This window comes from Bradyrhizobium sp. Arg237L, assembly GCF_029990105.1.
In the GTDB taxonomy this organism is placed as follows: Bacteria; Pseudomonadota; Alphaproteobacteria; order Rhizobiales; family Xanthobacteraceae; genus Bradyrhizobium.
Genome location: NZ_JAQMIL010000013.1, coordinates 35,376 through 60,233, shown reverse-complemented (window position 1 = coordinate 60,233; position 24,858 = coordinate 35,376). Strand labels below are relative to the sequence as shown.

21 protein-coding genes are annotated in these 24,858 nt (G+C 62.5%); 17 read left to right on the top strand and 4 right to left on the bottom strand.

Going from position 1 to position 24,858, the window contains the following annotated elements:
* Nucleotides 1-183 precede the first annotated feature (183 nt).
* The 8 genes from OZ411_RS10565 to OZ411_RS10530 all read left to right on the top strand — a co-directional run bounded on the left by OZ411_RS10565 (nucleotide 184) and on the right by OZ411_RS10530 (nucleotide 9,579).
* Nucleotides 184-2,454 (top strand): NosR/NirI family protein, encoded by a 2,271-nt coding sequence (locus OZ411_RS10565; protein ID WP_282527881.1) that lies wholly within the window; start codon nucleotides 184-186, stop codon nucleotides 2,452-2,454.
* Entirely contained in the window at nucleotides 2,444-4,390 is a 1,947-nt protein-coding gene (gene nosZ / locus OZ411_RS10560; protein ID WP_282527880.1) for a TAT-dependent nitrous-oxide reductase, read from the top strand. Before OZ411_RS10565 ends, nosZ begins: the two co-directional genes overlap by 11 nt.
* Nucleotides 4,390-5,790, top strand: a complete 1,401-nt coding sequence (locus tag OZ411_RS10555; RefSeq protein WP_282527879.1) for a nitrous oxide reductase family maturation protein NosD — start codon at nucleotides 4,390-4,392, stop codon at nucleotides 5,788-5,790. Before nosZ ends, OZ411_RS10555 begins: the two co-directional genes overlap by 1 nt.
* Entirely contained in the window at nucleotides 5,787-6,704 is a 918-nt protein-coding gene (locus OZ411_RS10550; protein WP_282527878.1) for an ABC transporter ATP-binding protein, read from the top strand. Before OZ411_RS10555 ends, OZ411_RS10550 begins: the two co-directional genes overlap by 4 nt.
* On the top strand, nucleotides 6,701-7,534 hold the full coding sequence (locus OZ411_RS10545; RefSeq protein WP_282527877.1) for an ABC transporter permease subunit: 834 nt from the start codon (nucleotides 6,701-6,703) through the stop codon (nucleotides 7,532-7,534). The genes OZ411_RS10550 and OZ411_RS10545 overlap by 4 nt, the downstream gene beginning before the upstream one ends.
* Nucleotides 7,531-8,082, top strand: a complete 552-nt coding sequence (locus OZ411_RS10540) for a nitrous oxide reductase accessory protein NosL (protein ID WP_282527876.1) — start codon at nucleotides 7,531-7,533, stop codon at nucleotides 8,080-8,082. Before OZ411_RS10545 ends, OZ411_RS10540 begins: the two co-directional genes overlap by 4 nt.
* A gap of 10 nt (nucleotides 8,083-8,092) precedes the next feature.
* Nucleotides 8,093-9,088 (top strand): FAD:protein FMN transferase, encoded by a 996-nt coding sequence (locus OZ411_RS10535; protein WP_282527875.1) that lies wholly within the window; start codon nucleotides 8,093-8,095, stop codon nucleotides 9,086-9,088.
* A 134-nt stretch (nucleotides 9,089-9,222) separates the two neighbouring features.
* Entirely contained in the window at nucleotides 9,223-9,579 is a 357-nt protein-coding gene (locus OZ411_RS10530; protein WP_282527874.1) for a YbaN family protein, read from the top strand.
* A 46-nt stretch (nucleotides 9,580-9,625) separates the two neighbouring features.
* On the opposite strand, the gene OZ411_RS10525 is transcribed toward OZ411_RS10530, so the two are convergent.
* A complete protein-coding gene (locus tag OZ411_RS10525; protein ID WP_282527873.1) occupies nucleotides 9,626-10,837 on the bottom strand; it encodes an ABC transporter substrate-binding protein in 1,212 nt (403 codons plus the stop codon).
* 40 nt (nucleotides 10,838-10,877) lie between these two features.
* On the bottom strand, nucleotides 10,878-12,491 hold the full coding sequence (gene ggt / locus OZ411_RS10520; protein WP_282527872.1) for a gamma-glutamyltransferase: 1,614 nt from the start codon (nucleotides 12,489-12,491) through the stop codon (nucleotides 10,878-10,880).
* Nucleotides 12,492-12,647: 156 nt separating this feature from the next.
* Between ggt and OZ411_RS10515 the strand changes: the two genes are divergently transcribed.
* Nucleotides 12,648-13,553, top strand: coding sequence for a LysR family transcriptional regulator (locus tag OZ411_RS10515; protein ID WP_282527871.1), 906 nt, complete (start codon nucleotides 12,648-12,650; stop codon nucleotides 13,551-13,553).
* A gap of 103 nt (nucleotides 13,554-13,656) precedes the next feature.
* Here OZ411_RS10515 and OZ411_RS10510 read toward each other — a convergent pair whose 3' ends face one another.
* Together OZ411_RS10510 and OZ411_RS10505 are read right to left on the bottom strand one after the other, a co-directional pair.
* The gene (locus OZ411_RS10510; RefSeq protein WP_282527870.1) at nucleotides 13,657-14,040 is read right to left on the bottom strand and encodes a carboxymuconolactone decarboxylase family protein; all 384 of its coding nucleotides are present in this window, start codon (nucleotides 14,038-14,040) and stop codon (nucleotides 13,657-13,659) included.
* Complete coding sequence (locus tag OZ411_RS10505) at nucleotides 14,037-15,623, bottom strand: MmgE/PrpD family protein (protein WP_282527869.1); 1,587 nt, start codon at nucleotides 15,621-15,623, stop codon at nucleotides 14,037-14,039. Before OZ411_RS10505 ends, OZ411_RS10510 begins: the two co-directional genes overlap by 4 nt.
* Between OZ411_RS10505 and OZ411_RS10500 the strand changes: the two genes are divergently transcribed.
* The 8 genes from OZ411_RS10500 to OZ411_RS10465 all read left to right on the top strand — a co-directional run bounded on the left by OZ411_RS10500 (nucleotide 15,598) and on the right by OZ411_RS10465 (nucleotide 24,805).
* Nucleotides 15,598-16,491 carry an NAD(P)-dependent oxidoreductase gene (locus OZ411_RS10500; RefSeq protein ID WP_282527868.1) on the top strand — a complete coding sequence of 298 codons (894 nt, stop codon included), beginning with the start codon at nucleotides 15,598-15,600 and terminating at the stop codon, nucleotides 16,489-16,491. The two genes, OZ411_RS10505 and OZ411_RS10500, sit on opposite strands and share 26 nt — an antisense overlap.
* Nucleotides 16,492-16,521: 30 nt before the next feature.
* The gene (locus tag OZ411_RS10495; protein ID WP_282527867.1) at nucleotides 16,522-17,919 is read left to right on the top strand and encodes an MmgE/PrpD family protein; all 1,398 of its coding nucleotides are present in this window, start codon (nucleotides 16,522-16,524) and stop codon (nucleotides 17,917-17,919) included.
* Nucleotides 17,920-18,034: 115 nt separating this feature from the next.
* Nucleotides 18,035-18,970 (top strand): branched-chain amino acid ABC transporter permease, encoded by a 936-nt coding sequence (locus OZ411_RS10490; RefSeq protein WP_130576554.1) that lies wholly within the window; start codon nucleotides 18,035-18,037, stop codon nucleotides 18,968-18,970.
* Complete coding sequence (locus OZ411_RS10485; protein ID WP_282527866.1) at nucleotides 18,967-20,745, top strand: branched-chain amino acid ABC transporter ATP-binding protein/permease; 1,779 nt, start codon at nucleotides 18,967-18,969, stop codon at nucleotides 20,743-20,745. The genes OZ411_RS10490 and OZ411_RS10485 overlap by 4 nt, the downstream gene beginning before the upstream one ends.
* Complete coding sequence (locus tag OZ411_RS10480) at nucleotides 20,732-21,439, top strand: ABC transporter ATP-binding protein (RefSeq protein ID WP_282527865.1); 708 nt, start codon at nucleotides 20,732-20,734, stop codon at nucleotides 21,437-21,439. The genes OZ411_RS10485 and OZ411_RS10480 overlap by 14 nt, the downstream gene beginning before the upstream one ends.
* Before the next feature lie 32 nt (nucleotides 21,440-21,471).
* Nucleotides 21,472-22,722 carry an ABC transporter substrate-binding protein gene (locus tag OZ411_RS10475; RefSeq protein WP_282527864.1) on the top strand — a complete coding sequence of 417 codons (1,251 nt, stop codon included), beginning with the start codon at nucleotides 21,472-21,474 and terminating at the stop codon, nucleotides 22,720-22,722.
* Nucleotides 22,723-22,744: 22 nt separating this feature from the next.
* The gene (locus OZ411_RS10470; RefSeq protein WP_282527863.1) at nucleotides 22,745-23,980 is read left to right on the top strand and encodes an ABC transporter substrate-binding protein; all 1,236 of its coding nucleotides are present in this window, start codon (nucleotides 22,745-22,747) and stop codon (nucleotides 23,978-23,980) included.
* Between the two features lie 54 nt (nucleotides 23,981-24,034).
* Nucleotides 24,035-24,805 carry an SDR family oxidoreductase gene (locus tag OZ411_RS10465; RefSeq protein ID WP_282527862.1) on the top strand — a complete coding sequence of 257 codons (771 nt, stop codon included), beginning with the start codon at nucleotides 24,035-24,037 and terminating at the stop codon, nucleotides 24,803-24,805.
* The last annotated feature ends 53 nt before the right edge of the window (nucleotides 24,806-24,858 follow it).

Sequence of the window (24,858 nt, the reverse complement as noted above, 5' to 3'; positions counted from 1 at the left end):
GCATAGCTGTGTTTGATCCAGAACAAACTCGCGTGTCCCGGTTACGACTAGACAGCCGGTCTGAACAGGAGTCAACTTTCGGTGGTTGGATCGGTGATCCCTTTAGGGTTGTCAGCGCCGACGCCCCCTTGTCCCAGTTCAGCGTGTCATGGCCGCCGACGAGCGGTCGCATTCGCGCTGGCCGTGATTGTCGCCGTTGGCATCATCTTCTGGACACGCGCGGCCCTGGCTGCGAGCGATCTCGCCACCTATCTGCCAAAAGCCCAACCCAGCGACTTCTTCACAGGTGCGGATCGCTTCGGTCCGCCGCAGGGCGACCCGCCGATTGTTCCCGTCTATCGCGGCGACCAACTGCAGGGCTTTGTCTATCTCAACTCGGATTTCGCTAATTCGGTCGGCTATTCAGGCAAGCCGATCCACATCCTGGTCGGCATCGATTCCGACGGCATCGTCAGGGGCCTGAAGCTCGTCGACCACAAGGAGCCGATCGTCCTGATCGGAATTCCGGAGCCGCGTATCGTCGCCGCCGTGAACAGGCTGATCGGCAAGGATATGAGGCCGATCGCGCAAGGTGCGGAACGGCCGCCGCAGGTCGACATCATCAGCGGCGCGACCGTGACCGTGCTGGTCATGAGCGACAGCATCGTACGCTCCGCGGTACGGCTGATTCGAACCGGACGAATTGGCGGCGGGAGCGTCGCGGCGGCGTTGCCGCCGGTCACCAAGACGCTTGACCTCGGAAAGAGCGAGATTCGTGACTGGGCCAGCCTTGTCGGCGACGGCTCGGTGCGGCGGCTGCACCTGACGATCGGCGAGGTCAATGATGCATTCGCGAAATCGGGAAACACGGCCGCCGCACAGAACCCTGAAGCGGGCGAGCCAGGCGATACCTTCATCGACCTCTATGTTGCGCTTGCCAGCGCCCCGACGATCGGCCGCAGCCTGCTCGGCGACGAGGGCTATGAGCGGTTGAAGGAGCGCCTGCAGCCGGGACAGCAGGCGATCATGATCGCTGGCGACGGCATCTATTCCTTCAAGGGCTCTGCCTATGTGCGCGGCGGCATTTTCGACCGCGTCGAAATCCTTCAGGAAGGCTCCAGCACCCGCTTCCGCGACCGGAATCATACGCGCCTGGGCGCGCTTGCCGCCGACGGCGCGCCGGACTTCCACGAAATCGCATTGTTCGTCACGCCGCCAGAATTCACACTCGACCCGACGCAGCCCTGGGAACTGCAGCTGCTCGTGCAAAGAAACGTCGGCAGCCGCGACAAGGCGTTTCTCACCTTCGACCTCGACTACAATCTGCCCGATCGGTACCTACGGTCCGAGCAACGTGCGGCGACGGTGCCGTCCGGCACGCCGGCGACGCAAACCTCCGCTCCCGCCGCACAGGTGTCCCTGCCAGCGGAGGACGGCGAAGAGCCGCTATGGACGCGGATCTGGCGCTCGCAGCCGGCCTCGATCGCGATCACGGCGATAGCTCTGATCGTACTGACCGCCATCTTCTTCTTTCAGAACATCCTGGTGCGACGGCCGACGCTCTATACCTGGGTTCGCCGGGGCTATCTCGCCTTCGTGCTGATCTGGCTTGGTTGGTACGCCAACGCGCAGCTCTCCGTCGTCAACGTCGTGACCTTCACCAACGCGCTGGTGACCGGCTTTCACTGGGAGTTCTTTCTTGCCGCGCCGCTGATCTTCGTGCTCTGGTCGGCAATCGCTGCCGGACTTCTGTTCTGGGGACGCGGTCCGTTCTGCGGATGGCTGTGCCCGTTCGGCGCGCTGCAGGAGCTGACCAATACGGTCGCGAAATGGCTCAAGGTGCCGCAGATCACGGTGCCCTGGGGTCTTCACGAGCGTCTCTGGCCGATCAAATACATTATCTTCCTCGCCCTGTTCGGTCTGTCGCTCTACTCGGTTGCGCTTGCCGAGACCTTCGCGGAAGTCGAACCGTTCAAGACCGCGATCATCCTGAAATTCGCCCGCGGCTGGCCATTCGTCGCCTATGCGGGCGGCCTGCTCTTCATCGGCCTTTTCATCGAGCGCTTCTTCTGCCGCTACCTCTGCCCGCTCGGCGCCGCACTGGCGATCCCCGGCCGCGTCCGGACCTTCGAATGGCTGCGCCGCTGGAAGGAGTGCGGCTCGCCCTGTCAGCGCTGCGCCAAGGAATGTCCGGTGCAGTCGATCCATCCCGAGGGGCACATCAACGTCAACGAGTGCATCTACTGCATGCACTGCCAGGAGCTCTACTACGACGACCAGCGCTGCCCGCACATGATCCAGGTGCGGCTCAAGCGCGAGAAGTTCCAGGCCATGTCGTCGTCCTCGATGCGTGCCGGCGGAAGCGGACCGAAGACGGTCATCACGCACGCCGGCAAGCCGGTGCCGGTGCTCGCCACCGCGCAATCACAAGCTCTAACCAGCCGTTCAGACAAAGGAGACGAACATGGCAAGTGAGAAACATGACGACGACAAGTCGACGACGATCAGCCGCCGTCAGATCGTGGGAACAGCAGCGATCCGCGCCGCCGGCATCGCGGGTGGACTGAGCCTCGGCAGGGGTCTTGCGCCCGAACCGGCCGCGGCACAGACCAAGGCGGCGCCGGCGCGTGCCGGTGGCCTGAAGTCGGAGATCGCGCCCGGCGAGCTCGACGAATACTACGTCTTCTTCTCAAGCGGCCAGACCGGCGAAGTCCGCATCGTTGGTATGCCTTCGATGCGCGAGTTGATGCGCATTCCGGTATTCAACCGTTGCAGCGCGACTGGCTGGGGCCAGACCAATGAGAGCCGCAAGATCATGACGGAGGGCCTGCTGCCGGAGACCCGCGAGCGGCTGAAGAGCCGCCTCGGCATCTGGACGAACGGCGACTGCCACCATCCGCATATGTCGTTCACGGACGGAACCTATGACGGCCGCTACGTCTTCATCAACGACAAGGCAAATACCCGCCTCGCCCGCATTCGCACCGACATCATGAAGTGCGACAAGATCATCGAGCTTCCCAACCAGTACACGATCCACGGCATGCGCCCGCAGAAATATCCGCGCACCGGATATCTTTTCTGCAACGGCGAATACGAGGTGCCGCTGCCAAACGATGGCAAGGTGCTGGACGACAAGAGCAAATACTGGTCGATCTTCTCCGCCGTCGACGGCGACACCATGAAGGTCGCCTGGCAGGTGATGGTCGACGGCAACCTCGACAATACCGACTGCGACTACCAGGGCAAATATGCGTTCGCGACCTGCTACAACTCCGAGAAAGGCGTGACGCTCGCCGAAATGACCGCAAGCGAGCAAGACTGGGTCACTGTCTTCAACATCAAGCGAATCGAGGAGGCGGTCAAGAAAGGCGACTACAAGGAGATGAATGGTGTGCCCGTGATCGACGGGCGGCATGGTTCGCCTTACACGCGCTACATCCCTGTCTCCAACAGCCCGCACGGATTGAACACCGCACCTGACGGGATTCATGTCGTCGCCAACGGCAAGCTGGCTCCGACGGTGACCGTCCTCGACGTTCGCCTGCTCGACCAGCTATTCGATGACAAGATCAAGCCGCGCGATGTCGTGGTCGCCGAGCCCGAGCTCGGACTCGGCCCGCTGCATACGGCCTTCGACGGCAGAGGCAACGCCTACACGACCCTGTTTCTCGACAGTCAGGTGTGCAAGTGGAACATCGATCAAGCCAAGCGAGCGTTCAAGGGCGAGAAGGTCAACCCGATTGCCCAGAAGCTCGACGTCCACTATCAGCCAGGTCACAACCATGCCTCGATGGGCGAGACGAAGGAGGCTGACGGCAAATGGCTGCTGTCGCTGAACAAGTTCTCCAAGGATCGCTTCCTCAATGTCGGTCCGCTCAAGCCGGAGAACGATCAGCTCATCGACATCTCGGGCGACCGCATGCGCCTCGTCCATGACGGTCCGAGCTTCGCCGAACCCCATGATGCCGTGATCGTGCACCGTTCGAAGCTGGAAGGCCGCGTTCTCAGCATCTGGAAGCGCGACGATCCGTTCTTCGAGGAAGCGCGCAAGCAGGCGGCTGCCGACGGCGTCAAGCTCGAAAGCGACGCCAAGGTCGTCCGCGACGGCAACAAGGTGCGAGTCTACATGTATTCCGCCGCACCCGCCTTCGCGCTGGACAAGTTCGAGGTCAATCAGGGCGACGAGGTGACCGTCTATATCACCAACATCGACGACGTCGAGGACCTCACCCATGGGTTCTGCATCGTCAACTATGGCATCAACATGGAGATCGACTCGCAGCAGACATCGTCGGTGACCTTCGTCGCCGACAAGCCGGGTGTCTATTGGTACTTCTGCACTTGGTTCTGCCACGCCATGCACATGGAAATGCGCGGGCGCATGTTGGTGCACCCGCGAAACGCGTGATGGTGGGGGCGCCACACCATATGGCGCGGTTCGGGCTGGCGGCACTTGCCGCTGCCAGCCTTGTCGCACGCGCATCGGCAGCGCAGCTCGCGGTTACACCGGAGCTGGGCGACCTGCAGGCGGTGCTCGACCAGGCGGCGGATGGCGATGAAGTGCGCCTCTCCGCCGGCACCTATCGCGGACCGTTGCGGATCGCCCACCGCATGACGCTTGCCGGCGAAAGCGGAGCCGTAGTCGCAGGATCTGGCCAGGGCAGCGTCGTGACGGTCACCGCCCCCGGCGCCGTGGTGCGCGGCATTGAAGTGCGCGGGTCCGGACGCTCGCTCGAGACGATGGACTCCGGCATTTTTGTCGAGCAATCCGCGCGCGACGCCGTCATCGAGGACAACCGCATCGAGGACAATCTGTTCGGCGTCTATGTGCACGGGGCTCCCGATGCCGTGGTTCGCCACAACCACATCACCGGCTTGCACCAGACGCGCATCAGCGAGGCCGGCAACGGCGTGTCGGTGTGGAATGCTCCCGGGGCCAAGGTGATCGACAACGAATTCCGCTACGGGCGCGACGGCATCTTCGTCATCTCGAGCCGCAACAATCTTTTCAGCGGCAACCGTTTCAGCAACCTGCGCTTCGCGATCCACTACATGTACGCCAATGACGGCGAGATCACGAACAACGTCTCGACCGGGAATACCATCGGCTTCGCCTTCATGTTCTCTAACCGGCTCGTGGTTCGGGACAATGTTTCCGAGCGCGATCGGGATCGAGGTATGCTGTTCAACGCTGCGAATGGTTCGAAAATCACAGGCAACACCGTGATTGGCGGATTGCAGCCGGCCGAACGCTGGGCGACATCAGACAGCCGTGCCGCGGAAGAAGGCATGTCGCAGATGGAAGCCGGCACCGCCGCGCAGGCAAGCCAGACCAAGGCTCCGCGCCTGGGTCCGGAAAAATGCGTATTCATCTACAACACCAACAACAACCGGCTCGAGAACAACTGGTTCGAAGGCTGTGAAATCGGCGTGCATTTCACTGCAGGTTCCGAAGGCAACGCCATCATCGACAATGCGTTCGTCAACAATTCCAACCAGGTCAAGTATGTCGGTACTCGCTATCTCGACTGGTCGAAGGGCGGGCGCGGCAATTATTGGAGCGACAACCCGGCTTTCGATCTCAACGGCGACGGTATTGCCGATACGGCGTATCGGCCTGGCGACCTGATCGACCGGGTGTTGTGGACCGCGCCTGCGGCAAAAGTGTTGATCAACAGTCCCGCCGTGCAGGTGATCCGGTGGGCGCAGGGACAATTTCCCGCGCTGCTGCCCGGCGGCGTCGTCGACAGTCATCCGCTGATGTCGCCGCCGGCGCGCCGCAAGCTTGCGGAAGGGATTCGGCCATGACCACGGTGCGAATAACGGACGTCAGCAAACGGTATGGGCGGATCGATGCGGTGTCCGGCGCCTCGTTCGAGCTCGACCAAGGCGAAATGGTCGCCTTGATCGGTCACAACGGTGCCGGCAAGACCACGCTGATGAAGCTGATGCTGGGTTTGATTCATCCGACGCACGGCACCATCCGGGTCCTCGGCGAGAATCCCGCCGCAGGTCAGTTTTCGGCGCGGCGCCGGCTTGGCTACCTGCCGGAAAACGTTTCCTTCGATGCCACGCTAACCGGACGCGAGACGCAGCGCTTCTTTGCTCGGCTGAAGCAGGAGCCGATCGCAAAGGCGGAGCAACTGCTTGATATCGTCGGGCTCGGCGCAGCCGTCGACCGGCGCGTCGGCACTTATTCGAAAGGCATGCGCCAGCGCCTCGGCCTGGCGCAAGCGTTGATCGGACGGCCGCAATTGCTGCTGCTCGACGAACCGACCACCGGTCTCGATCCGGAACTGCGCCAGACCTTCTATGAAGCGATCCAACGGCTTGCTGCCGAAGGCACCACGGTTCTGCTCTGCTCGCACGCGCTGACCGAACTCGAGGAACGGGCGGGACGCGTGATCATCATGAACCGCGGGGTCAAGGTCGCCGATGGCTCGCTCGATGAGCTGAGGCGGCTGGCGCAACTGCCGACCCGGATCCGGCTCAAAATATCCGGCCTTGCTCAAGGCGAGGTACCCGCCTGGCTACCCGCATCCGCGCCATACCGGCGGCTCAACGGCCACGTTGTCGAGATCGATGCGGCACCGGAGCAAAAGATCGATCTGTTGCGGCGCGTGACTGCAGCCGATACCTCGGTCGAGGATATCGACGTGATGTCGCCGAGTCTCGACGAACTCTATGCGCATTTCCTGCGATCGGCGGAGCGGAAGCGATGAATGCCATTCTCACCATCACGGCCAAAGAAATCCGCCAGGCCGTGCGCAACCGCTGGGTGTTTGCCGCAACGCTGCTGCTGGCAGCGCTGGCGTTGTCGCTGACCTTCCTTGGCAGTGCGCCAAGCGGCAGCAATGTGGGCGCGCGTCCGCTCGATGTGATCATCGTCAGCCTTTCGAGCCTTACGATCTTCCTGGTGCCGCTGATTGCGCTCCTGATCGCGCACGATGCGATCGTCGGCGACATGGAACGTGGCACCATGCTCCTGCTCCTGAGCTACCCAGTCGCCCGCTGGCAGGTGCTGGTCGGGAAATTCTGCGGACATCTCGCCGTGCTCGCCTTCGCGACCTGCTTTGGCTATGGGGCTGCCGTCGCAGCCCTGTTGGCAACGGGCAGTGATATGGATCGCGAGGGGCTGGAGGCATTCATCGCCATGATCGCTTCCTCCGTACTGCTGGGAGCGGTCTTCATTGCAATCGGCTACTGGGTCAGCGCGCAGGTGCGCGACCGCGGCACCGCTGCTGGCGTCTGTATCGGCCTGTGGCTGTTGCTCGTGCTGGTTTACGACATGGCGTTGCTCGGCCTCCTCGTCCTGGACAAGGGTCAGAACATGTCGGGCCCTGTTCTCAACACCTTGCTCCTCCTCAATCCGACCGACATCTACAGACTCCTCAATTTGACCGGCTTTGCCAATGTCAGCGCATTCTCGGGCATGGCAGGGCTTGCCGGCAGCGCGACGTTGTCGGTCCGCGTCCTCGTGGCGGCGCTCGCGCTGTGGACACTTATTCCACTGACAGCCGCAAGCCTGTCGTTCTCCCGGAGGGAGCTATGAAGCGTATTGCTGTTGTCCACACGCTGCTCGCGCTGATCCTGCTCGCAGGCTGCAACGAAAAACAGCAGACCGCGCTCCCGCTGCCGCACGCGATGACGGCGGAGGCGATCGGCCGTTATTGCGGCATGAACGTGCTCGAGCACCCAGGGCCGAAGGGACAGATCCTGACCGCTGGCCTGATCGAACCGGTCTGGTTCTCCTCGGCGCGCGATGCCATCGCCTTCACGATGCTGCCGGACGAACCGAAGGACATCCAAGCCATCTACGTCTCCGACATGGCGAAGGCACCGAGCTGGGACAAGCCCGGCGCGGATAATTGGGTGGAGGCGCGAAAGGCGCTGTTCGTAATCGGCAGCCGCATCAAGGGCGGAATGGGCGGCGCCGAAGCTGTGCCGTTCTCGAACCGGGCCGCCGCGGAGAAGTTTGTCGCCGAGAATGGCGGACAGATCGTTGGTTTCACGGAGGTGCCGCGGGATTACGTGCTGGGATCGAACGAGTCCAGCGCGTCGACGGACGACAGACCATCCGCGCCTGGCTCGACGAATTGAGGAGAGGTTCATGGCCGCGATGCTATCGCGCCGCCGCTTTATCTGCATCACCGCCGCGGCGGCAGGCCTTTCCCTCGTTCCTTTCGGACGCGGGGCAAGGGCGGACGCCAACCTGCTCACCTGGCGCGGCACGATGCTCGGAGCCGTCGCCACCATGAAGATCCATCACGAGCACCCGCATGAAGCGGAACGCCTGATCGCGGCAGCCTGCTCGGAAGCGCGACGGCTCGAGCGGCTGTTCAGCCTTTATCGAGAAGACTCCGCCCTGGTCGAGCTGAACCGGACGGGCGTGCTGGTCGACCCTGCTGCAGAACTCGTCGAGCTCCTGGAAATCTCCTTGCGTTATGCCAAGCTGACGAACGGGGCGTTCGATCCAACTGTGCAGCCGCTATGGCGTCTCTATGCCGATCATTTCTCGCGCGCCCACGCCGATCCCAACGGCCCGGCCCTGGCCGACGTGCAGGCGGCCCTCGCAAATGTGGGCTACCACCGGCTTCACGTCAGCCGCGACCGCATTTCGATGCCGCGCGGTGCTGCGATCACCCTGAACGGCATCGCGCAAGGCCATGTCACGGACAGGATCGTCGACCTCCTGCGCGCGCAAGGTATCGCGCGCAGTCTCGTCGACATGGGCGAGAGCCGCGCCATCGGACCGCGTCCGGATGGACAGCCTTGGGAAATCGGGATTGCCGACCCAGATTCGGTAGGCGTCACCGCGACGGTCATTCCGATCATCGACCGGGCGGTATCGACATCGGGCGGCTACGGCTTCTGTTTCGATGCCGATGGTCGCTTCAACCACCTGTTCGACCCGTCGAGCGGCGGGTGCGCCGGACGCTACCGCAGCGTGACCACGGTCTCCGCCGATGCGACCGCCGCCGATGCAATGTCCACCGCCTTCAGCCTCATGGCGGAGCCGCGCATCCAGTCACTGCTTATGCCCGCGCGGATCGAACGGGTACACCTCATCGATGCGCGCGGGCGTGCCTCTGATCTGGTCGCATAACGACCAGATGATGATCCAGCCCTTTCGCCCAGCCGGCGCCGCCGACCTGGAACTACGATCGGCGCCGCCGACCTGGAACTACGATAAGCTCGGCATCCGTCACAAGCCCTCCTCTTGCATGGTGGTTGCGGCCGATGCGTCGCGTTTATCTTGTTCTCGGTTTCATCTTCGTCGCCACCGGTTTTGTCGGTGCATTCTTGCCAGTGCTCCCGACAACGCCATTCCTCATTCTTGCCACGACCTGCTTCGCGCGATCCTCGCCGCGGCTTGAAAACTGGCTCCTCTCCCATCCTCGCTTCGGGCCGGCACTGCGTGCGTGGCATGAGCATGGCGCGATCCCCTCGCGAGCGAAGCTGCTGGCGCTTGCCGGCATGAGCCTCGGATTCCTGCTGTTCTGGATCGGAACCGCGCCTGGCCCGATCCTGATGGCAAGCGTCGGAGTGCTCATGCTTACGGGTCTGGTCTACGTCTTCACCAGACCGTCTCCTTGAACTTGAACAGGCTGGTTGCGGCGTTCCCCTAAGGACTGACGCAGAGCTATTTCTCCACCAGCGGACATTGGCTTTCGGAGAGCGGACGGAACGATTCCTCGCCGGACATCTCAGCCAACACCTGATAGAAATCGCCGCGATATTTGGATTCGGCGGGAGACTTCACCTTCATAAGGTAAGTCTTGTGCATCACACGGCCATCGACCCGGACTTCAACGTTCTTGTTATAGAAATCGTTCACTGGCATTTCCCGCATCTTCGCGGCGACCGCTCTGCCGTCATCGGTGTCGGCCGCCTGCACAGCCTTCAAATAGTGCATCACCGAGGCATAAGTGCCGGCGCTGATCAGATTTGGGATAAAGCCACCCGAGCGTTCCATGAAGCGCTTGGCCCAGGCCCGGGTCTCGTCGTTAGCATCCCAATAGAATGAGGTGGTCAACGTCAGACCTTGAGCGACGTCGAGTCCAAGCCCCTCGATGTCGTTGATATAGATTACCAGACTCGCCAGGTTTTGCCCGGATTGGACGATACCGAATTCGCGAGCCTGTTTGATGGCGGTCAGCAGATCGGCGCCCGACATCGCCAGCCCGATTTCCTTGGCTTTCGACGCCTGCGCCTGCAAGAGGAACGAGGAGAAGTCCGGTGAGCCAAAGGGAAAACGTACGCTGCCGACTACCGTGCCGCCATTCGCCTCGACGAAGCGGCTCGCATCATTCTGAAGAGAATGACCGAAGGCATAGTCGCTGGTCAGGAAGAACCAGGAAGTGCCACCCTGCTTAGTCACTTGGCTGGCCGTGCCCTTGGCGAACGAGTATGTGTCATAGCTCCACTGCGTCGTGGTCGCCGAACAGGCCTTTCCCGTGAGCTCTGTGGTCGCTGCGCCCGAGATCAACAGGATCTTGTTGCGCGGACGCGCAATCTCTTGCGTCGCCAGCGCGACCGCCGAGCCGGCGACGTCCGTGATCGCATCGACGCCTTCAGTGTCAAACCACTTGCGACTTAAAGTAGAGGCGATGTCGGCCTTGTTCTGATGATCCGCGGTAACGACGACAATCGGCTTCCCCAGAACCTTCCCTCCGAAGTCATCAACGGCCATCTGTGTGGCCTCGACCGAATGCTTGCCAACGAGATACGCGAATCCGCCCGAATGGTCCGTCAACACCCCAATTTTGACGACGTCGTCGGAAACTTGCGCGTGCGCGGCGGCGCACGACGCCAGCACAGCAGCCACGGCCAATCCCAAGCTTGATGTCTTCACAATCGTTCTCCCCTCTGGAATTTTCGTTGTTGTCTACAGCTCAGACGGCCAGTGCGATCCCGTCGTGCCCGGGATCGGCTCCGCCGTCGAGCTTGTCGCCATCGATGCGGATGCCGTGGACGGCCGCGAATCCGAACGTGTACGGACTGCGGATCACCTCGTATCCCTCAGCCTCGAGCTGTCTGGTAGTACGATGGATGATCCGATTTGAGACATCGATCGCGTCGCTGGTTGCCGAGAACCGCGGCGCGCTCACCGCTTCGGTCATCGTCATGCCGAAATCGAGGACGTTGAGGATCGCTTGCAGCACGCCCATCGCAATCTGGGTGGCGCCCGGAGCGCCAATCACCAGGTAAGGCCTGCCATCACGAAGAATGATCGAAGGGCACACTGAAGTGAAGCGCGCCTTGCCGGGCGCAATGCTACCCGCCCGGCCCGGCCGCGGGTCGAACACGGCCATGCATCCGTTATAAAAGAAGCCAAGGCCGTCGCTGATCACGCCGGAAGGCATTCCCAGCGAATGAGTCATGGTTACGCAATTGCCGTCGCGGTCGATAACCGATACCTGGGTTGTATCCTTCGACGGAAATCCGGAATTGAGGCGCGGCACATCTGCTTTGATCCTGGCCGCGATGTCCTTCGCCATGGCCGCAGCGTAGTCCTTCGACGCCAGGCGTGAGATGGGAACGTCGACGAAGCCAGGATCGCCCATGAAGTTATCTTTGTCGATGGTCGCGCGCTTCATGGCTTCGCATACGACACGAAGATACTCGGCGCTGTTATGTCCTATATCCGCCAGGTCGAACCGCTCGAGCATATTGAGCATCTCGATGAGCATGAGGCCGCCGCCGGGCGGATTGTTGGTGGTGACTTCGTAGCCGCGATATGTACTTCGCAGCGGATCGAGCCATTTGGGCTGATACGATGCAAGATCCTCGGCGGTGATCAGGCCGCCGTGTTCCCGCATATCGCGTGCGATGCGCTGCGCTAGTTCACCCCTATAGAAAACGTCAGAGCCCCCCTCGGCAATCAGGTGGAGCGTTTTGGCATAGTCCGGATTGCGCACGAGATCACCCACGCGCTTGGGCGTGCCATCGTCGCGACAATAGAGGCTTCGCCCAGATGGCGAAAACGCCAACCGCTCCGCGCCGGACGCACGCCCCATCGTGCCGGGATCGGACCAGAAAAACTCGACATGCGGGCGCACCATCCAGCCGCGCTCAGCCCACTCGATGGCTGGAACCACAACGTCGCGCCACGGCAGCACGCCGAATCTGGCGTGTGCCTCGAAATATGCTTTCAGCGACGCCGGAACACAGGTCGATTGATAACCGACGTCATTGACCTTGCCCTTGAGAATGAAGCCATAGCCGTCCCGGGCCTCGCCTTCGATCAGGTGCGCCCACATGTCGGGTCGTGCAGCGGCGGGCGACGGGGCATGAAAGTCGAGATATTTGTGAAAGTTCTGCGCCGGGAAGTAGATGCCGGCACTTCCGAACCCGGCGATACCGGTCATCAGCGGGTCCACCACGCCCTGCACAAGCGCGCAGGCGATCGCTGCATCGATAGCGTTGCCGCCGGCATGCAGCATCATCGCCCCTGCCTCCGCCGCTTCGGCTTGTGCCGCGACGATCATCGCCTTCGCTTGGGGCATGCTTCCTCCGTTTCGCCTCGCTGGTTCGGCGGCAGCAGGGAACTACAGGCCGCGTCCAGCATTCGCATCATTGCCTACGGATTTGGCAAATAGTATTCATGCCTGTCCAATACTAAATGAGCACTGATTGATAACCATGTGATATCAGTTCCCCAGATGATCCATCCCTCGCTTCACGCCAAGACGCAGCACTTCCTTGCCGTTGCGGAAACGCTGAGCTTCCGAAAAGCGGCTCAGATGTTGGGAATCGCTCAGCCGGCTCTCAGCCGCAGCATCCGACACCTCGAGAGGCAGTTCGGCTTTCCCCTGTTTGAGCGCTCGACACGTCATGTGGCGCTGACCCCTGCCGGCGAAACCCTCTATCGCGAAGCCGCCGAAGCGATGCGCCGATTAACACGTGCTTTTGCGCGCGCCAGCGCTGTGGCGCAGGGTCTCAGCGGCACGGTGATGGTCGGCTACTCTACGTTCGCCGCAACCGGTCCAATGTCAGATGTCATCATCGAGTTCCGCAAGAAGTATCCGGAAGCTCAAGTCGGGCTACGATTGCTTGCGTCATCGGAGCAATCCGAAGCGCTGAATGAAGGCACTATCGACCTCGGCTTCATGATGTCCAATGTGTCGTCGGGTCCACAGAAGAGCATCCCCATCTCGCGCGAACGGCTCATCGCGATTGTGCCCGCCAGTCACGCTTGGGCCAAGCAACGATCGATAACACTGCGACGCATCGCGACGGCACCGATCGTGATCGGCACCGCAAGTCGATGGCGTGGCTTCAGGATGCTTGTCGACGATATGACTGCAGCGAAGGGAGTGACATTGAACGTTGTCGAGGAGGCCGACGACTTGCCTGTGCTGCTTCAGCTCGTGCGATCGGGCTTCGGCTGCACGATTCTCGATGCGTCTTTCGTTCCGACGCTGCCGCCGGGAATCAAGCCACTCGAAATCAAAGATGCAAAAGCAACCCTGGATATCGCGCTGGCCTGGCGAGAGGACAGCCTCTCCCCGCTAACCGCGCGGTTTATCGAGGTCGCGAGAGAACTGATCAAAAGCCCAAAGGGCTAACGGCTGTGCCACGATCAAGCCGAAGGTGAACAACTCGAAGGCATTGCCCCCAGGATCGCTCGTCGGCCATCGCCGAGAGGCGGACCGACGAGCCTCCTGCAGATCACTTCGTCTCAATCTCATTGAAAGCGTCGCGTGCATTGCGGAATGCGTCTATGCCGGCGGGCACGCCGCAATAGACGGCGACCTGTAGCAATATTTCCTTGATCTCGTCCTTGGTAAGTCCATTCTTCAGGGCGCCCTTGACGTGAAGCTTCAGTTCATGCGGCCGATTGAGCGCGCCGAGCATGGCCAGGTTGACGATCGAGCGGGTACGCCGATCGAGTCCGGGCCGTGTCCACAGCGCGCCCCAGCAGAACTCGGTCGACCATTCCGCCATCGTCCGGGTGAATTCGTCGGCGCCCGCGATCGATTTGTTGACGTAGTCCTCGCCGAGTACTTCCTTGCGAACTTTGAGGCCCTTTTCGAACAACTCGCTTTTGCTCATAATCGTCCTTTCAGGTTTGGAGAGCGCTGCATCAATTCGGAGATGTCATCGAGCTCATCGATTTGCCAGACGGCCTCGATAACGCCGTCCGCGTCCCAATCGCTCCCGCCGGTCCGCACGCACGCGCGCAATTTGGCTTCGATGTCGCGATCGGTGAGCGGATCGGCCAGACTGCCCCGTGGCGACGTGACGGTCTCAGTGAAGACTTCGCCGGTCACGAGGCGCACACTCACCCGGGCCGCGCCATCGGGCATCGTGTCGTCAAGATCAGCCCTCACCTTCTGCCGCAACTGCACGACGTCAGGTTGGAACACTGTCTTGTGCCCAAATTCGCCAATGCCGGCCGCGCCGATCAGTAAGCCGCATGCCGCGCAATGATGGATACTCACGCGCGCATCGCGCTCGTTATGCACTGGCCGATCGCCGCGCGCCAGCAACAATGCGGAGCCCTGCACCGTCACAGAGTCGATTTGATCGGTTCGCTTGCCGATCCGATCGCGAAGACGGAAGCAAGCGTCGATAACGGCATGGAACACGATGCCGGCTGGATAGGGCTTGTAGGTATTTCTTGCGATCTCCCAGGTGTTGCCGAGGCCGCCGAGCAGACGGTCGAGATCGGCTTCGTCGCCCATGGTGCGCGCCCATCCGAGCGGCCCTTCGATGGCACGGGGCGCCGCCGCATACCCCTGCTCCGCAAACAGTGCGGCAAAAAGCCCGTTCCGCGCGGCATTGCCGACGCTCACATTCTTGGCGGCGGTCGGCAGGTTCTCGACATTGCCCGCCGATTGGCTCGCGGCAATCCCGATCGCGTTTGCAATACCCTCTGCTGGTAGTCCCAGCAGCTTTGCGCAAGCGGTCGCCGCGCCGAATATCCCGCAGGTCGAGGTGATATGCCAACCACGCGCATAGTGGCGCGGCGAGACCGCATTGCCAATGCGGCACTCGACCTCGACACCGAGGATGAATGCCGTCAACACATCGCGTCCCGGCAACCGGCGCGCTTGTCCAAGTGCCAGCACCGGAGCCGCGACTGGCGCAGCCGGATGAATGATCGTTTCGGGATGGGTGTCGTCGAAGTCGAGCAGGTTGGCGGAGATGGCGTTGATGAATGACGCACACAGGGCATCGAGCCACTCGGAACGGCCGATGATCATCGAGGTCTGAGGACCGCTGAGCGGCGACAATGTGCGCAACGCGATCGTCACCGCCGGATCGTGGGCCGAACCCAGTGCGGTCGCGAAGAAATTGAGAATTGCCCGCTTCGCATCATGACCTTGCTCCGCGACATCCGCCCACGATGTGGCGGCGACAAATTCGGCGAGCGTCCGGCTGACGCTTGAAACCTTCTCTTGTGGCACCTGAGCGCATTCCTCGTCTTTCCGAAACCTTAAGCCGACCCGCGGCCAACTGTCGACCACAAAATGTTCTGCTTGACAGATTGACTGACAATCCGAACAGTTAGGACCGCGGGTGCAGAAACCGCTGCCTCGACGACGACAAGCGGCGATAACAACAAGAGCGCGTTCATCCTGGAAACGCGCGACACGGGAGTGAACGATGGCCGGAGAGACGCTCGGCGTCATTGGTACGGGCCGCATGGGCGGCCCGATGGCAGGACGATTGATGGACGCCGGTTATTCGCTGGTCGTCTATGACACACAGCGCGAGGCGACCGAACCGCTGGTCAAGCGCGGTGCCCACCTGGCGAAATCGCCGGCCGATGTCGCCTCTCGCGCGGACATCGTGCTGGCCAGCCTACCCACTCCCGACATTGTGAAGGCGGTCGCGCTCGGTCCGGATGGGATCAGCAGCGGGAGCCGCGCGCGAATCGTGATCGATCTGTCGACCACCGGCCCGGGCGTAGCCAAGCTCGTGGCAGAGGGTCTGAAAGCAAAAGGCATGACACTGGTCGACGCGCCCGTGAGTGGCGGCATCAAGGGTGCCGTCAACGGCACGCTGGCGGTGATGGTGTCGTGCCCGCAGACGACCTATGAGACTGTCCAGCCGACCCTGAAGAATTTCGGCAAGCTGTTCTACACCGGCGACAAGCCCGGCGTGGCGCAGACAGCCAAGCTCGCCAACAATCTGATGGCAGCGGCGGCTCTGGTGATCACATCCGAAGCGGTGGCAATGGGCGTGAAGGGTGGCGTCAATGCCAAGGTCCTGATTGATATCATCAACGCCAGCAGCGGTCGCAACAGCGCGTCCGAAGACAAGTTCCCGCGTTCAGTGCTGCCCGGCACCTTCGATTTCGGCTTCACCACCGGCCTCTCCTACAAGGACGTCCGGCTGTGCGTCGATGAGGCCGAAGCCATGGGTGTGCCCATGGTGTGCGGCGCTGTGGTGCGGCAAATGCTGGCGATTACCAACGCCAAATATGGCGCCGCATCCGATTTCACCTCGATCGCCAAGGTAGTCGAGGAATGGGCCGGAGTGCAGATGCGCGGCTGATCACAACGCTTCAGGGGAGCAGCGATTGCGATGACGATCGGCCCGACCGGATCCGGCAAGGCATCGCTCGCGCGGCAGATGGCGCAATCCGCGCTTGCCGTCGATCTCGGGGATTTCGGCCCTGAGGTGATCGCGAAGGCAAAGCTCTGCCTGCTCGATTTCCTGTCCTGCGCCTTCGAAGCAGGCACTCATCCCTGGAGCCACCAGGCTGTTGCGATCGCGCACGCCACGGGCGACGGCGCAACCATCATCGGTACCTCGCGGCTTGCCTCGCCGACTGAGGCCGCATTCGCCAACGCTGTGATGGGGCACGGTCTGGTGCGCGAAGACATGCATGCCGCCAGCATATCGCATCATGGCGTCGTGATCTGGCCAACCCTGCTCGCGCTATCGGAGCAGGCCCCGTTGCGTGGCGCCACCCTGCTCACCGCCGCCATCATCGGTTACGAGACCGGCGCGCGGATCGGTCGCGCGCTCCTTACGTCCGACCTCGCACGCCTGTACCGCCCGACAGGGCTGGTTGCGCCGCTTGGTGCGGCGCTGGCCGGAAGCTTTGCACTCGGACTATCCGAGGACGCCGCGACCAGCGCCATGGCGATCGCCGCCAACACCTCAAGCGGCCTGAACCAGTGGCCGCACACGGGCGCCTCGGACATGTATTTTCATCCCGGCTTCGCGGCGAGCAATGCGATCAAGGCAATAGGCCTCGCCGCAGCCGGCGCATTCGGGTCGGAGACGATCCTCGAAGGCGAAGCCGGCCTGTTCGCGGCCTATCGGCGCGAGACAGCGCCCGTCAGCATTGAACTCTTCGCAGGCGGCGAGTGCGAGATCATGGCCGTCTACAACAAGCCGGCGCCCGCCTGCAACTTCGCCCAAACCGCAGCACAGGCAGCGCTCCGAGCCTCGCACGAGCTCGCCAGCATGGATGACGTTGATCGTATCGTCATTCGCGCTCCCGATGCCGCCGTTCGCTATCCAGGATGCGACTCGAAGGGGCCCTACCGGAACACGCTCCAGGCGAAGATGAGCATTCCGTTCACCGTCGCAGCAGTGCTCGCGCGAGGCGAGATCGAGGAAGAGAACTACGCGGAGCTGGACGATCCCGAAATCCTCCGCCTCATTGCGGCATCCAGCCTGCAGAGTGATCCCGGCTTCACCGCTTCCTTCCCCGGCAAGCAAAGCGCGGAAGTGACTGTGTTACTGCGTGACGGAAGGACGATCAGACACGCCCTGGCCGATGTCGTTCCGGCAACGCCTGCAGACATTCGCGCACGCTATCGGACCGCGGCAACGTGCGTCATCGGCGAGGACCGCGCGCAACGCCTCGAACAACTCATCGATGGCTGCGAGCAGCTTGGCGATGCCAGTGTGATCGCGGCGCAATGCCGGCTGGAATCGCCGGAGCGGATTTTGCGATCGGCATCATAGAAAACGCCAGACATTGCGGAGGTGAAATGGCGGACCGGGAGACCAGCGTTGCAGCGACGACCGCGAAGGATCGCCTGCAAATCGGCCTTGTCCCTGCACCGCGGAGACCTCGCTGATGGAAGGATTTCTGCAAGCCCTCGCCGCAGGCCTGCTGATCGGTGCGGTCTACGGCCTGATGTGCGTCGGACTTGGCCTGATCTTCGGCGTCATGCGGGTCATCAACTTCGCCCATGGCGATTTCATGATGCTCGGCATGTATGTCGCCTTCTACCTGTTCACCGCCGCTGGCGTCCAGGCCGTCTTCGGCAATGCTGTCGGGCCGTTCATCGCGATCCTGCTGGCTGGTCCGGTGCTCGCGCTGTTCGGCTATTTCGTTCACCTTACGCTGATTTCGCATGTGTCGGGCACGCGCACCGCTTCGCTCGAGGGTGAAGGTCACTACGCCCAACTCATCCTGACGCTCGGCATTGCGCTGATTCTCCAGAATGGCGGCCTCATCATCTTCGGATCGGTGCTGGCTTCAATCCGCACGCCACTGTCGAGTTCGGCCTGGGAACTCGGCCCATTCTTCGACATGAGCATCTTCATCAACAAGGCGCGCGGCATCGACGCCGTCGTCTCGCTGTTGATCATGACGCTGCTGTCGCTGTTGATCACGCGGTCTCGGATCGGCAAATCGCTTCGTGCCGCCGCCGACAATCCAACCGCCGCGACCTATATGGGCATTGATGTCGACCGTGCCCACCGCACCGCCTTCGCGCTCGGCTCCGGCATCACGGCCATTGCCGGCGGCCTGCTCGCCACCAACTATCCGTTCCATCCCTTTGTCGGGCTCGACTACGTCATCGTCATGTATGCCGGCGTCGTTCTCGGTGGCATGGGCAGCATCATCGGCGCCTTCTGGGGCGGCATGACGATCGGGCTGGTCCAGCAGATGTCGACACTGATCTTGCCGACGCAGTTGCAGAACGCAGCGATTTTTGTCGTGTTCCTCCTCATCATTTTCTTCCGTCCGCAAGGCTTCTTCGGGCGCATGGTCGAGAGGACATGACCGTGCCCCAATTGCGCTCGCTGGTCCCTGCCCTCGTCTTCACGATCGCTTATGCGGCGATCTCGCTCGGCGTCACCAACTCGTACTATCAACTGGTTCTGACGCTGGTTCCGGTGTGGGCGGTCTTCGGGCTGTCCTGGAATCTGCTGAGCGGATACACCGGACTGATCTCGTTCGGGCACGCAGCCTTTTTCGGGATCGGCGCCTATACGACAGCGCTCGGACAAATCTACTTCGACCTGTCGCCTTGGCTCCTGATTCCGGTCGCCGCAATGCTTGGCGGCATTGCCGGGCTGCTGATCGGATTTCCGACTTTTCGCCTGCAGGGCCACTATTTCGCGTTGGCGATGTTGGCCTATCCGCTCGCCATTCTCTACGTGTTCGAGTGGCTCGGCTTCCAGGAAGTCACGCTCCCGATCAAGCGCGACGCCCCGATCGCCTATATGCAGTTTGCCGATCCCCGGCTCTACACCTTACTGGCGCTGGCGATCATGCTTGCCACGATCCTGCTGACGCGCCTCATCGAACGTTCCCGCTTTGGCATGGCGCTGCTGGCAATCAAGCAGAACGAGGCCGCAGCCGAAGCCGCCGGCATCGATACGCTGGCCTGGAAGCTGCGCGCGATCACGCTCAGCGGCGCGATAGCCGCCGCCATCGGCGCATTCTATGCGCAGGTGCTGCTGGTGGTCACCCCGCAATCGGTGTTCGGCATGCTGGTGTCGGCGCAGGCGCTGACGGTCGCCATGTTCGGCGGCGTCGGCACGGTCTGGGGGCCAGTCATCGGATCCGTGATCCTCATCCCGCTTGCCGAGATCCTGCATGCCGAGGCTGGCGCACGCTTCCCTGGCATTCAGGGCGTGATCTTCGGATTTGCCATCGTCTGCGTCATCCTGGTCGCTCCGGAAGGATTATTCTGGAAGTTGCGAGATCTCCTGCGCAAGCGGCTTGCACCAAAGGCAGCCGCGACGCTGGATGATTCGCAGGCCCCGGCAACAACCGTGACGGCGTCGCGGCCGGCTCGACAGCGCGCCGCAAACGGCGAAGTTGTGCTCGAGGTCCGGAACCTCTCGCGCTCTTTCGGCGGCTTGAAAGCCGTCCAGGACGTCAGCTTCAAACTGCACAAGAACGAAATCCTCGGCATCATCGGCCCGAACGGCGCCGGCAAGACGACGCTTTTCAATCTCCTGAACGGCTTCCTGCGACCGAACCAAGGCGAAGTGCTGATCGACGGCCGCAACATGTCCGGTGAGCGGCCGCATACCATCTGCGAGGCCGGCGTCGGCCGCACCTTCCAGGTCATGCGTCCATTCCTGCGCATGTCGATCCTCGACAATGTCGTGGTCGGCGCCTATGTGCGCGCACGAACGGACGAAGAGGCGCGAAAGCTTGCCGCTGACGCGATCGCGCGCGTCGGCCTCTCCGCGGTGGCAGACCGCGTCGCCGGCGAACTCTCGACCAAGGAACTGCGGCTGATGGAGCTCGCACGCGCGCTCGCGGGCCAGCCGCGCATCCTGTTGCTCGACGAGACGCTCGCCGGCCTCGGCCATGGCGAAGCGGACGAAGTCGTCGCCGTGATCCAGCAGCTTGCGCGCGACGGCATGACGATCGCCATCATCGAGCACACGATGCAGGCGATGGTTCGCCTGGTCGACAGCTTCCTCGTGCTCGACCATGGCGCCGTCATCACCGAGGGCGAGCCGGAGGTGGTCACACGCGACGGCCGCGTGATCGAGGCCTATCTCGGCAAGAAATGGATGGCCCATGCTCCGCATTGAGGGATTGAGCGCGGGCTATTCGGCAAAGCCCGTCCTGAACGGCGTATCCATCAATATCGATGCAGGTCAGTTCGTCGCCATCGTCGGACCGAACGGCGCCGGTAAGACGACCCTGTTCAAGACCATTTCTGGCATCCTGAAGCCGAGCGGCGGCGGGATCTCCTTTAACGGCGTTGATCTCCTCGCAGTACCGCCTGCGCAGCGGGCTCACCTTGGTATCGCTCACGTCCCCGAGGGCCGGCAGGTTTTCCCTTCGCTGACCGTGATGGAGAACCTGGAAATGGGCGCGATGACCGAGAGCGGCCGGCGCGACTGGGCGGTGAATATCGAGCGCATCTTCGCGTGGCTGCCGGTGCTCGCGGAACGCCGCGGCCAATTCGCGGGCACCCTGTCCGGCGGCCAGCAGCAGATGCTCGCGATCGGGCGCGGGCTCGCTTCCTCGCCAAAACTGCTGATGCTGGATGAGCCCTCGATGGGGCTTGCACCATCGACCGCCGATTTCATCTTCGAGCGGCTGATCGAGATCCGCCGCCAGTCCGGCCTGACCATGTTGCTGGTCGAGCAGCGCGTGGCGGAGGCGCTCGAGTCCGCGGATCACGGCTATGTCCTCGAGGCCGGACGCGTCGTGCTCGAAGGCAACAACGAAACCCTGCGCGCCGACGATCGCGTGCGCAAGGCCTATCTCGGCATGTGACGAGCCAACGAACAATGGGGAGCGAGAACAAGATGAACAAGACGACCAAGGGATTGACCCGCCGTAGCGTGCTGTCGGCTGCCGCCGCCGTCGGTCTCACGCGGGTGGCGCGCGCACAGCAACCGGCTGAGGTCAAGGTCGGCCTGATCGTACCGTTGTCCGGCATCTATACCCGACCGGGCCAGGTGATGAAGATGGGCGCCGAGATGGGCATCGAGCACATCAATGCGCAGGGCGGTGTCAAGGCGCTCGGCGGCGCGAAGCTGAAGCTGGTCGTGATCGACTGCGGCGATACCACCGAGAAAGCCAAGAACGCAGCGCAGCGCATGGTGGCGCAGGAGCCCGACCTTGTCGCCGCCACCGGCGCCTATCTCTCCTCTTTCACTTTGGCGGTCACCGAGGTAACCGAGCGCGCTGAATTGCCGGTGCTGACGTTGTCCTATTCGGATCTGCTGACCGACCGCGGCTTCAAATACATCTTCCAGACCGCGGCAACCGCAAGCCGTCAATCCGAACTCGGATTGCCGACGCTGATGAAACTGGCCGAAGCTGCATCCGGCAAGCGGCCGAAAACCGTGGCGATGTTGATGGACAACACCGCGACCTCGGTCGCAACCGCCAAGGCGCTCAAGGAAAAACTGTTCGCGCAGGAAGGACTGCAGCTCGTCGTCGAGGAAGTCTGGACGCCACCCCTGTCCGATGCGACTCCTCTGATCCAGAAGGTCCGCTCCGCGAAGCCGGACCTGCTGCTGTTCATGCCCAACGCTGTATCCGACGCGAAGCTCGGGCTTGAGAAAATCAGCGAATTCGGCCTCGGCCAGGGCAAGGTCCCGACCGTCTCCTTCAGCATCACCATCGCAGAACCGGACATGCTGCAAAGCGTCAGCCCCGACGTCGTGCAGGGCATCATGACGATCGTCGCAAACTGGGGGTCGAAGGGTCATGAGGATCTGATCGCGGAGCTCAAGGCCAAATACAAGGAGCCCTGGATGACACAGAATGTCATCTCGACCTATGGCGACATGTGGCTGATGAAGGAAGCGCTGGAGAAGGCCGGCAAGGCTGATCGCCAGGCCGTGGCGCAGGCCTTCCGCACCATGGATGCCGGCCCGTCGAAATACTATCCGGGCGGCCAGCTCAAATTCGACGAGAAGGGCCGCCGAGTCGGCGCCGGCGTCGTCATCGTGCAGTGGCAATCGGGCGTGCCGGTCACCGTCTATCCGCCTGAACTCGCGCAATCGCAGCCGTTCTGGCCGAAGAAATCCCTGATGGCAGCCTCGTGACCATTCGCGGAGGAGAATCGTCATGACTGGGAAGAACCGAACCGCAGTGACGCGGCGAACGCTGCTTGTGGGCGCGTCCAGCACGGTGATCGCATCCCGCGCGTGGGCACAGCAGCCCTCGGAAGTGAAGGTCGGCTTGCTGGTGCCGATCTCCGGGCTCTATGCGCGCCCGGGGACGGTCATGCGTGAAGGCGCCGAAATGGCTGTCGATCACATCAATGCTCAAGGCGGCATTAAGGCGCTCGGCGGCGCCAAGCTGAAACTGCTGGTGCTGGATTCCGGCGACACCACGGAAAAGGCCAAGAATGCCGCCCAGCGCATGGTCGCGCAGGAGCCCGACCTGGTCGCGGCGAGCGGCGCCTATCTCTCCTCGTTCACGCTCGCCGTCACCGAGGTCACCGAGCGCGCCAACCTGCCCGTCCTCACTCTCTCCTACTCGGACCTGATCACCGATCGCGGCTTCAAATACGTTTTCCAGACCTCGGCAACGGCGGGCTCGCAGGCTCGTCAGGCGTTGCCGCAGATCATCAAGCTGGCGGAGACGGCTTCCGGCAAGCGGCCGAAGACGGTTGCGATCCTCACCGACAATACGGCGGCGTCCATCGCATCCGCGAAATCGATGCGCGAGAGCCTTTTGGCGGAAAACCAGTTGCAGTTGATCGTCGATGAGACGTTCACGCCGCCACTCGCCGATGCGACGCCGCTGGTGCAGAAGATTCGCTCCGCGAAACCCGATCTTCTCTTCTTCCTGCCGACGGTGATTTCGGACGCGAAACTGCTGCTGGAAAAGATGAACGAATTCGGTCTCGGCCAGGGCAAGGTGCCGACCATCTCGTTCGGCATCGCGATCGCCGAACCGGACATGCTGCAGACCGTCAGCCCCGAGCTGCTTCAAGGCGTCCTGACCTGCGTCGCAAGCTGGGGCGCCAAGGGACATGAGGCACTGATCGCCGAGCTGAAGACCCGCTACAAGGAGCCGTGGATGACGCAGAACGCGATCTCCACCTATGGCGACATGTGGGTGATCAAGGATGCGCTGGAGAAGGCCGGCAAGGCCGACCGCGTTGCCGTCGCCGAGGCCCTGCGCAGCATGGATGCCGGTCCCTCGAAATACTACCCGCTGGGTGAGATCAAGTTCGACGAGAAGGGCCGTCGCGTCGGCGCCGGCATGACCATCGTGCAGTGGCAGTCCGGTGTGCCGGTGACGGTGTTCCCGCCCGAGCTCGCGCCGGCGCAGCCGTTCTGGCCGAAGAGCTGACAACGCCACCCGCAGTGACGCCGAACTCGACAAGAAATAGGGAACCGCCGCGCTATGAAGGACAAATGGGCACTCGTAACCGGGGCGACCGCCGGCCTGGGATTGGCGGTGGCGGAAAGCCTTGCCGGCGCGGGGGCCAATATCGTCCTGCATGATCTCATCGTGCCGAACGAATCCGCGGACCGGTTGCGCGCCCGGTTCGGCGTCGAAGTGATCGCTGCGGGAGCCGACCTGTCACAGCGCTCCGCCATCGAGGCCATGCTGGCCGACCTGCTTCGTCGCTGCGGCGCGATCGATATCCTCGTCAACAATGCCGTGGTCCGGCATTTCGCGGCAGTCGAGCACTTTCCGCCGGATCAATGGGAGCGCGCGCTGGCGGTGAACGTGTCCGCGCCCTTCCATTTGATCCGCCTCGCACTGCCCGCCATGAAGCAGCGCGGGTGGGGCCGCATCATCAACATGGCCTCCATCTATTCGACCCGAGCGGTCGAAGATCGCATCGACTATGTCACCACCAAGACGGCGATCCTCGGCATCACCCGCGCCGTCGCGCTGGAGACCGCGCGCACCGGAATCACCTGCAACGCGGTCTCCCCGGGGACGCTGCCGACCCCCGCCATCCAGAGCAAGATCGCTTCCATTGCGGCCAAGGATGGCGAGACGGTGGACCGCGCGACAGAAAAATATCTCTCGGAGCGCCAGCCCTCCGGCCGGTTCATCGGGATGGAAGCCGTTGGCGCCCTGGTGGTGTTCCTCTGCAGCGCTGCCGCGCAGGACATCACCGGGGCCAGCCTGCCGATCGACGGAGGCTGGTCGATCGCATGAACAAACCGATCTCGAGAGAGCGACAAATGCTGATTCTGCCGGTAAATCGCTGG

What these genes read in the sequence shown, in the direction of transcription:
- OZ411_RS10515 (WP_282527871.1), top strand. Translation starts at nt 12,648, where the DNA reads ATGATCCATCCCTCGCTTCACGCCAAGACGCAGCACTTCCTTGCCGTT.
- OZ411_RS10555 (WP_282527879.1), top strand. Translation starts at nt 4,390, where the DNA reads ATGGTGGGGGCGCCACACCATATGGCGCGGTTCGGGCTGGCGGCACTT.
- OZ411_RS10490 (WP_130576554.1), top strand. Translation starts at nt 18,035, where the DNA reads ATGGAAGGATTTCTGCAAGCCCTCGCCGCAGGCCTGCTGATCGGTGCG.
- OZ411_RS10545 (WP_282527877.1), top strand. Translation starts at nt 6,701, where the DNA reads ATGAATGCCATTCTCACCATCACGGCCAAAGAAATCCGCCAGGCCGTG.
- OZ411_RS10540 (WP_282527876.1), top strand. Translation starts at nt 7,531, where the DNA reads ATGAAGCGTATTGCTGTTGTCCACACGCTGCTCGCGCTGATCCTGCTC.
- OZ411_RS10465 (WP_282527862.1), top strand. Translation starts at nt 24,035, where the DNA reads ATGAAGGACAAATGGGCACTCGTAACCGGGGCGACCGCCGGCCTGGGA.
- OZ411_RS10550 (WP_282527878.1), top strand. Translation starts at nt 5,787, where the DNA reads ATGACCACGGTGCGAATAACGGACGTCAGCAAACGGTATGGGCGGATC.
- OZ411_RS10530 (WP_282527874.1), top strand. Translation starts at nt 9,223, where the DNA reads ATGCGTCGCGTTTATCTTGTTCTCGGTTTCATCTTCGTCGCCACCGGT.
- OZ411_RS10475 (WP_282527864.1), top strand. Translation starts at nt 21,472, where the DNA reads ATGAACAAGACGACCAAGGGATTGACCCGCCGTAGCGTGCTGTCGGCT.
- OZ411_RS10535 (WP_282527875.1), top strand. Translation starts at nt 8,093, where the DNA reads ATGGCCGCGATGCTATCGCGCCGCCGCTTTATCTGCATCACCGCCGCG.
- OZ411_RS10510 (WP_282527870.1), bottom strand. Translation starts at nt 14,040, where the DNA reads ATGAGCAAAAGCGAGTTGTTCGAAAAGGGCCTCAAAGTTCGCAAGGAA.
- OZ411_RS10485 (WP_282527866.1), top strand. Translation starts at nt 18,967, where the DNA reads ATGACCGTGCCCCAATTGCGCTCGCTGGTCCCTGCCCTCGTCTTCACG.
- ggt (WP_282527872.1), bottom strand. Translation starts at nt 12,491, where the DNA reads ATGCCCCAAGCGAAGGCGATGATCGTCGCGGCACAAGCCGAAGCGGCG.
- OZ411_RS10500 (WP_282527868.1), top strand. Translation starts at nt 15,598, where the DNA reads ATGGCCGGAGAGACGCTCGGCGTCATTGGTACGGGCCGCATGGGCGGC.
- OZ411_RS10470 (WP_282527863.1), top strand. Translation starts at nt 22,745, where the DNA reads ATGACTGGGAAGAACCGAACCGCAGTGACGCGGCGAACGCTGCTTGTG.
- nosZ (WP_282527880.1), top strand. Translation starts at nt 2,444, where the DNA reads ATGGCAAGTGAGAAACATGACGACGACAAGTCGACGACGATCAGCCGC.
- OZ411_RS10505 (WP_282527869.1), bottom strand. Translation starts at nt 15,623, where the DNA reads ATGACGCCGAGCGTCTCTCCGGCCATCGTTCACTCCCGTGTCGCGCGT.
- OZ411_RS10480 (WP_282527865.1), top strand. Translation starts at nt 20,732, where the DNA reads ATGCTCCGCATTGAGGGATTGAGCGCGGGCTATTCGGCAAAGCCCGTC.
- OZ411_RS10495 (WP_282527867.1), top strand. Translation starts at nt 16,522, where the DNA reads ATGACGATCGGCCCGACCGGATCCGGCAAGGCATCGCTCGCGCGGCAG.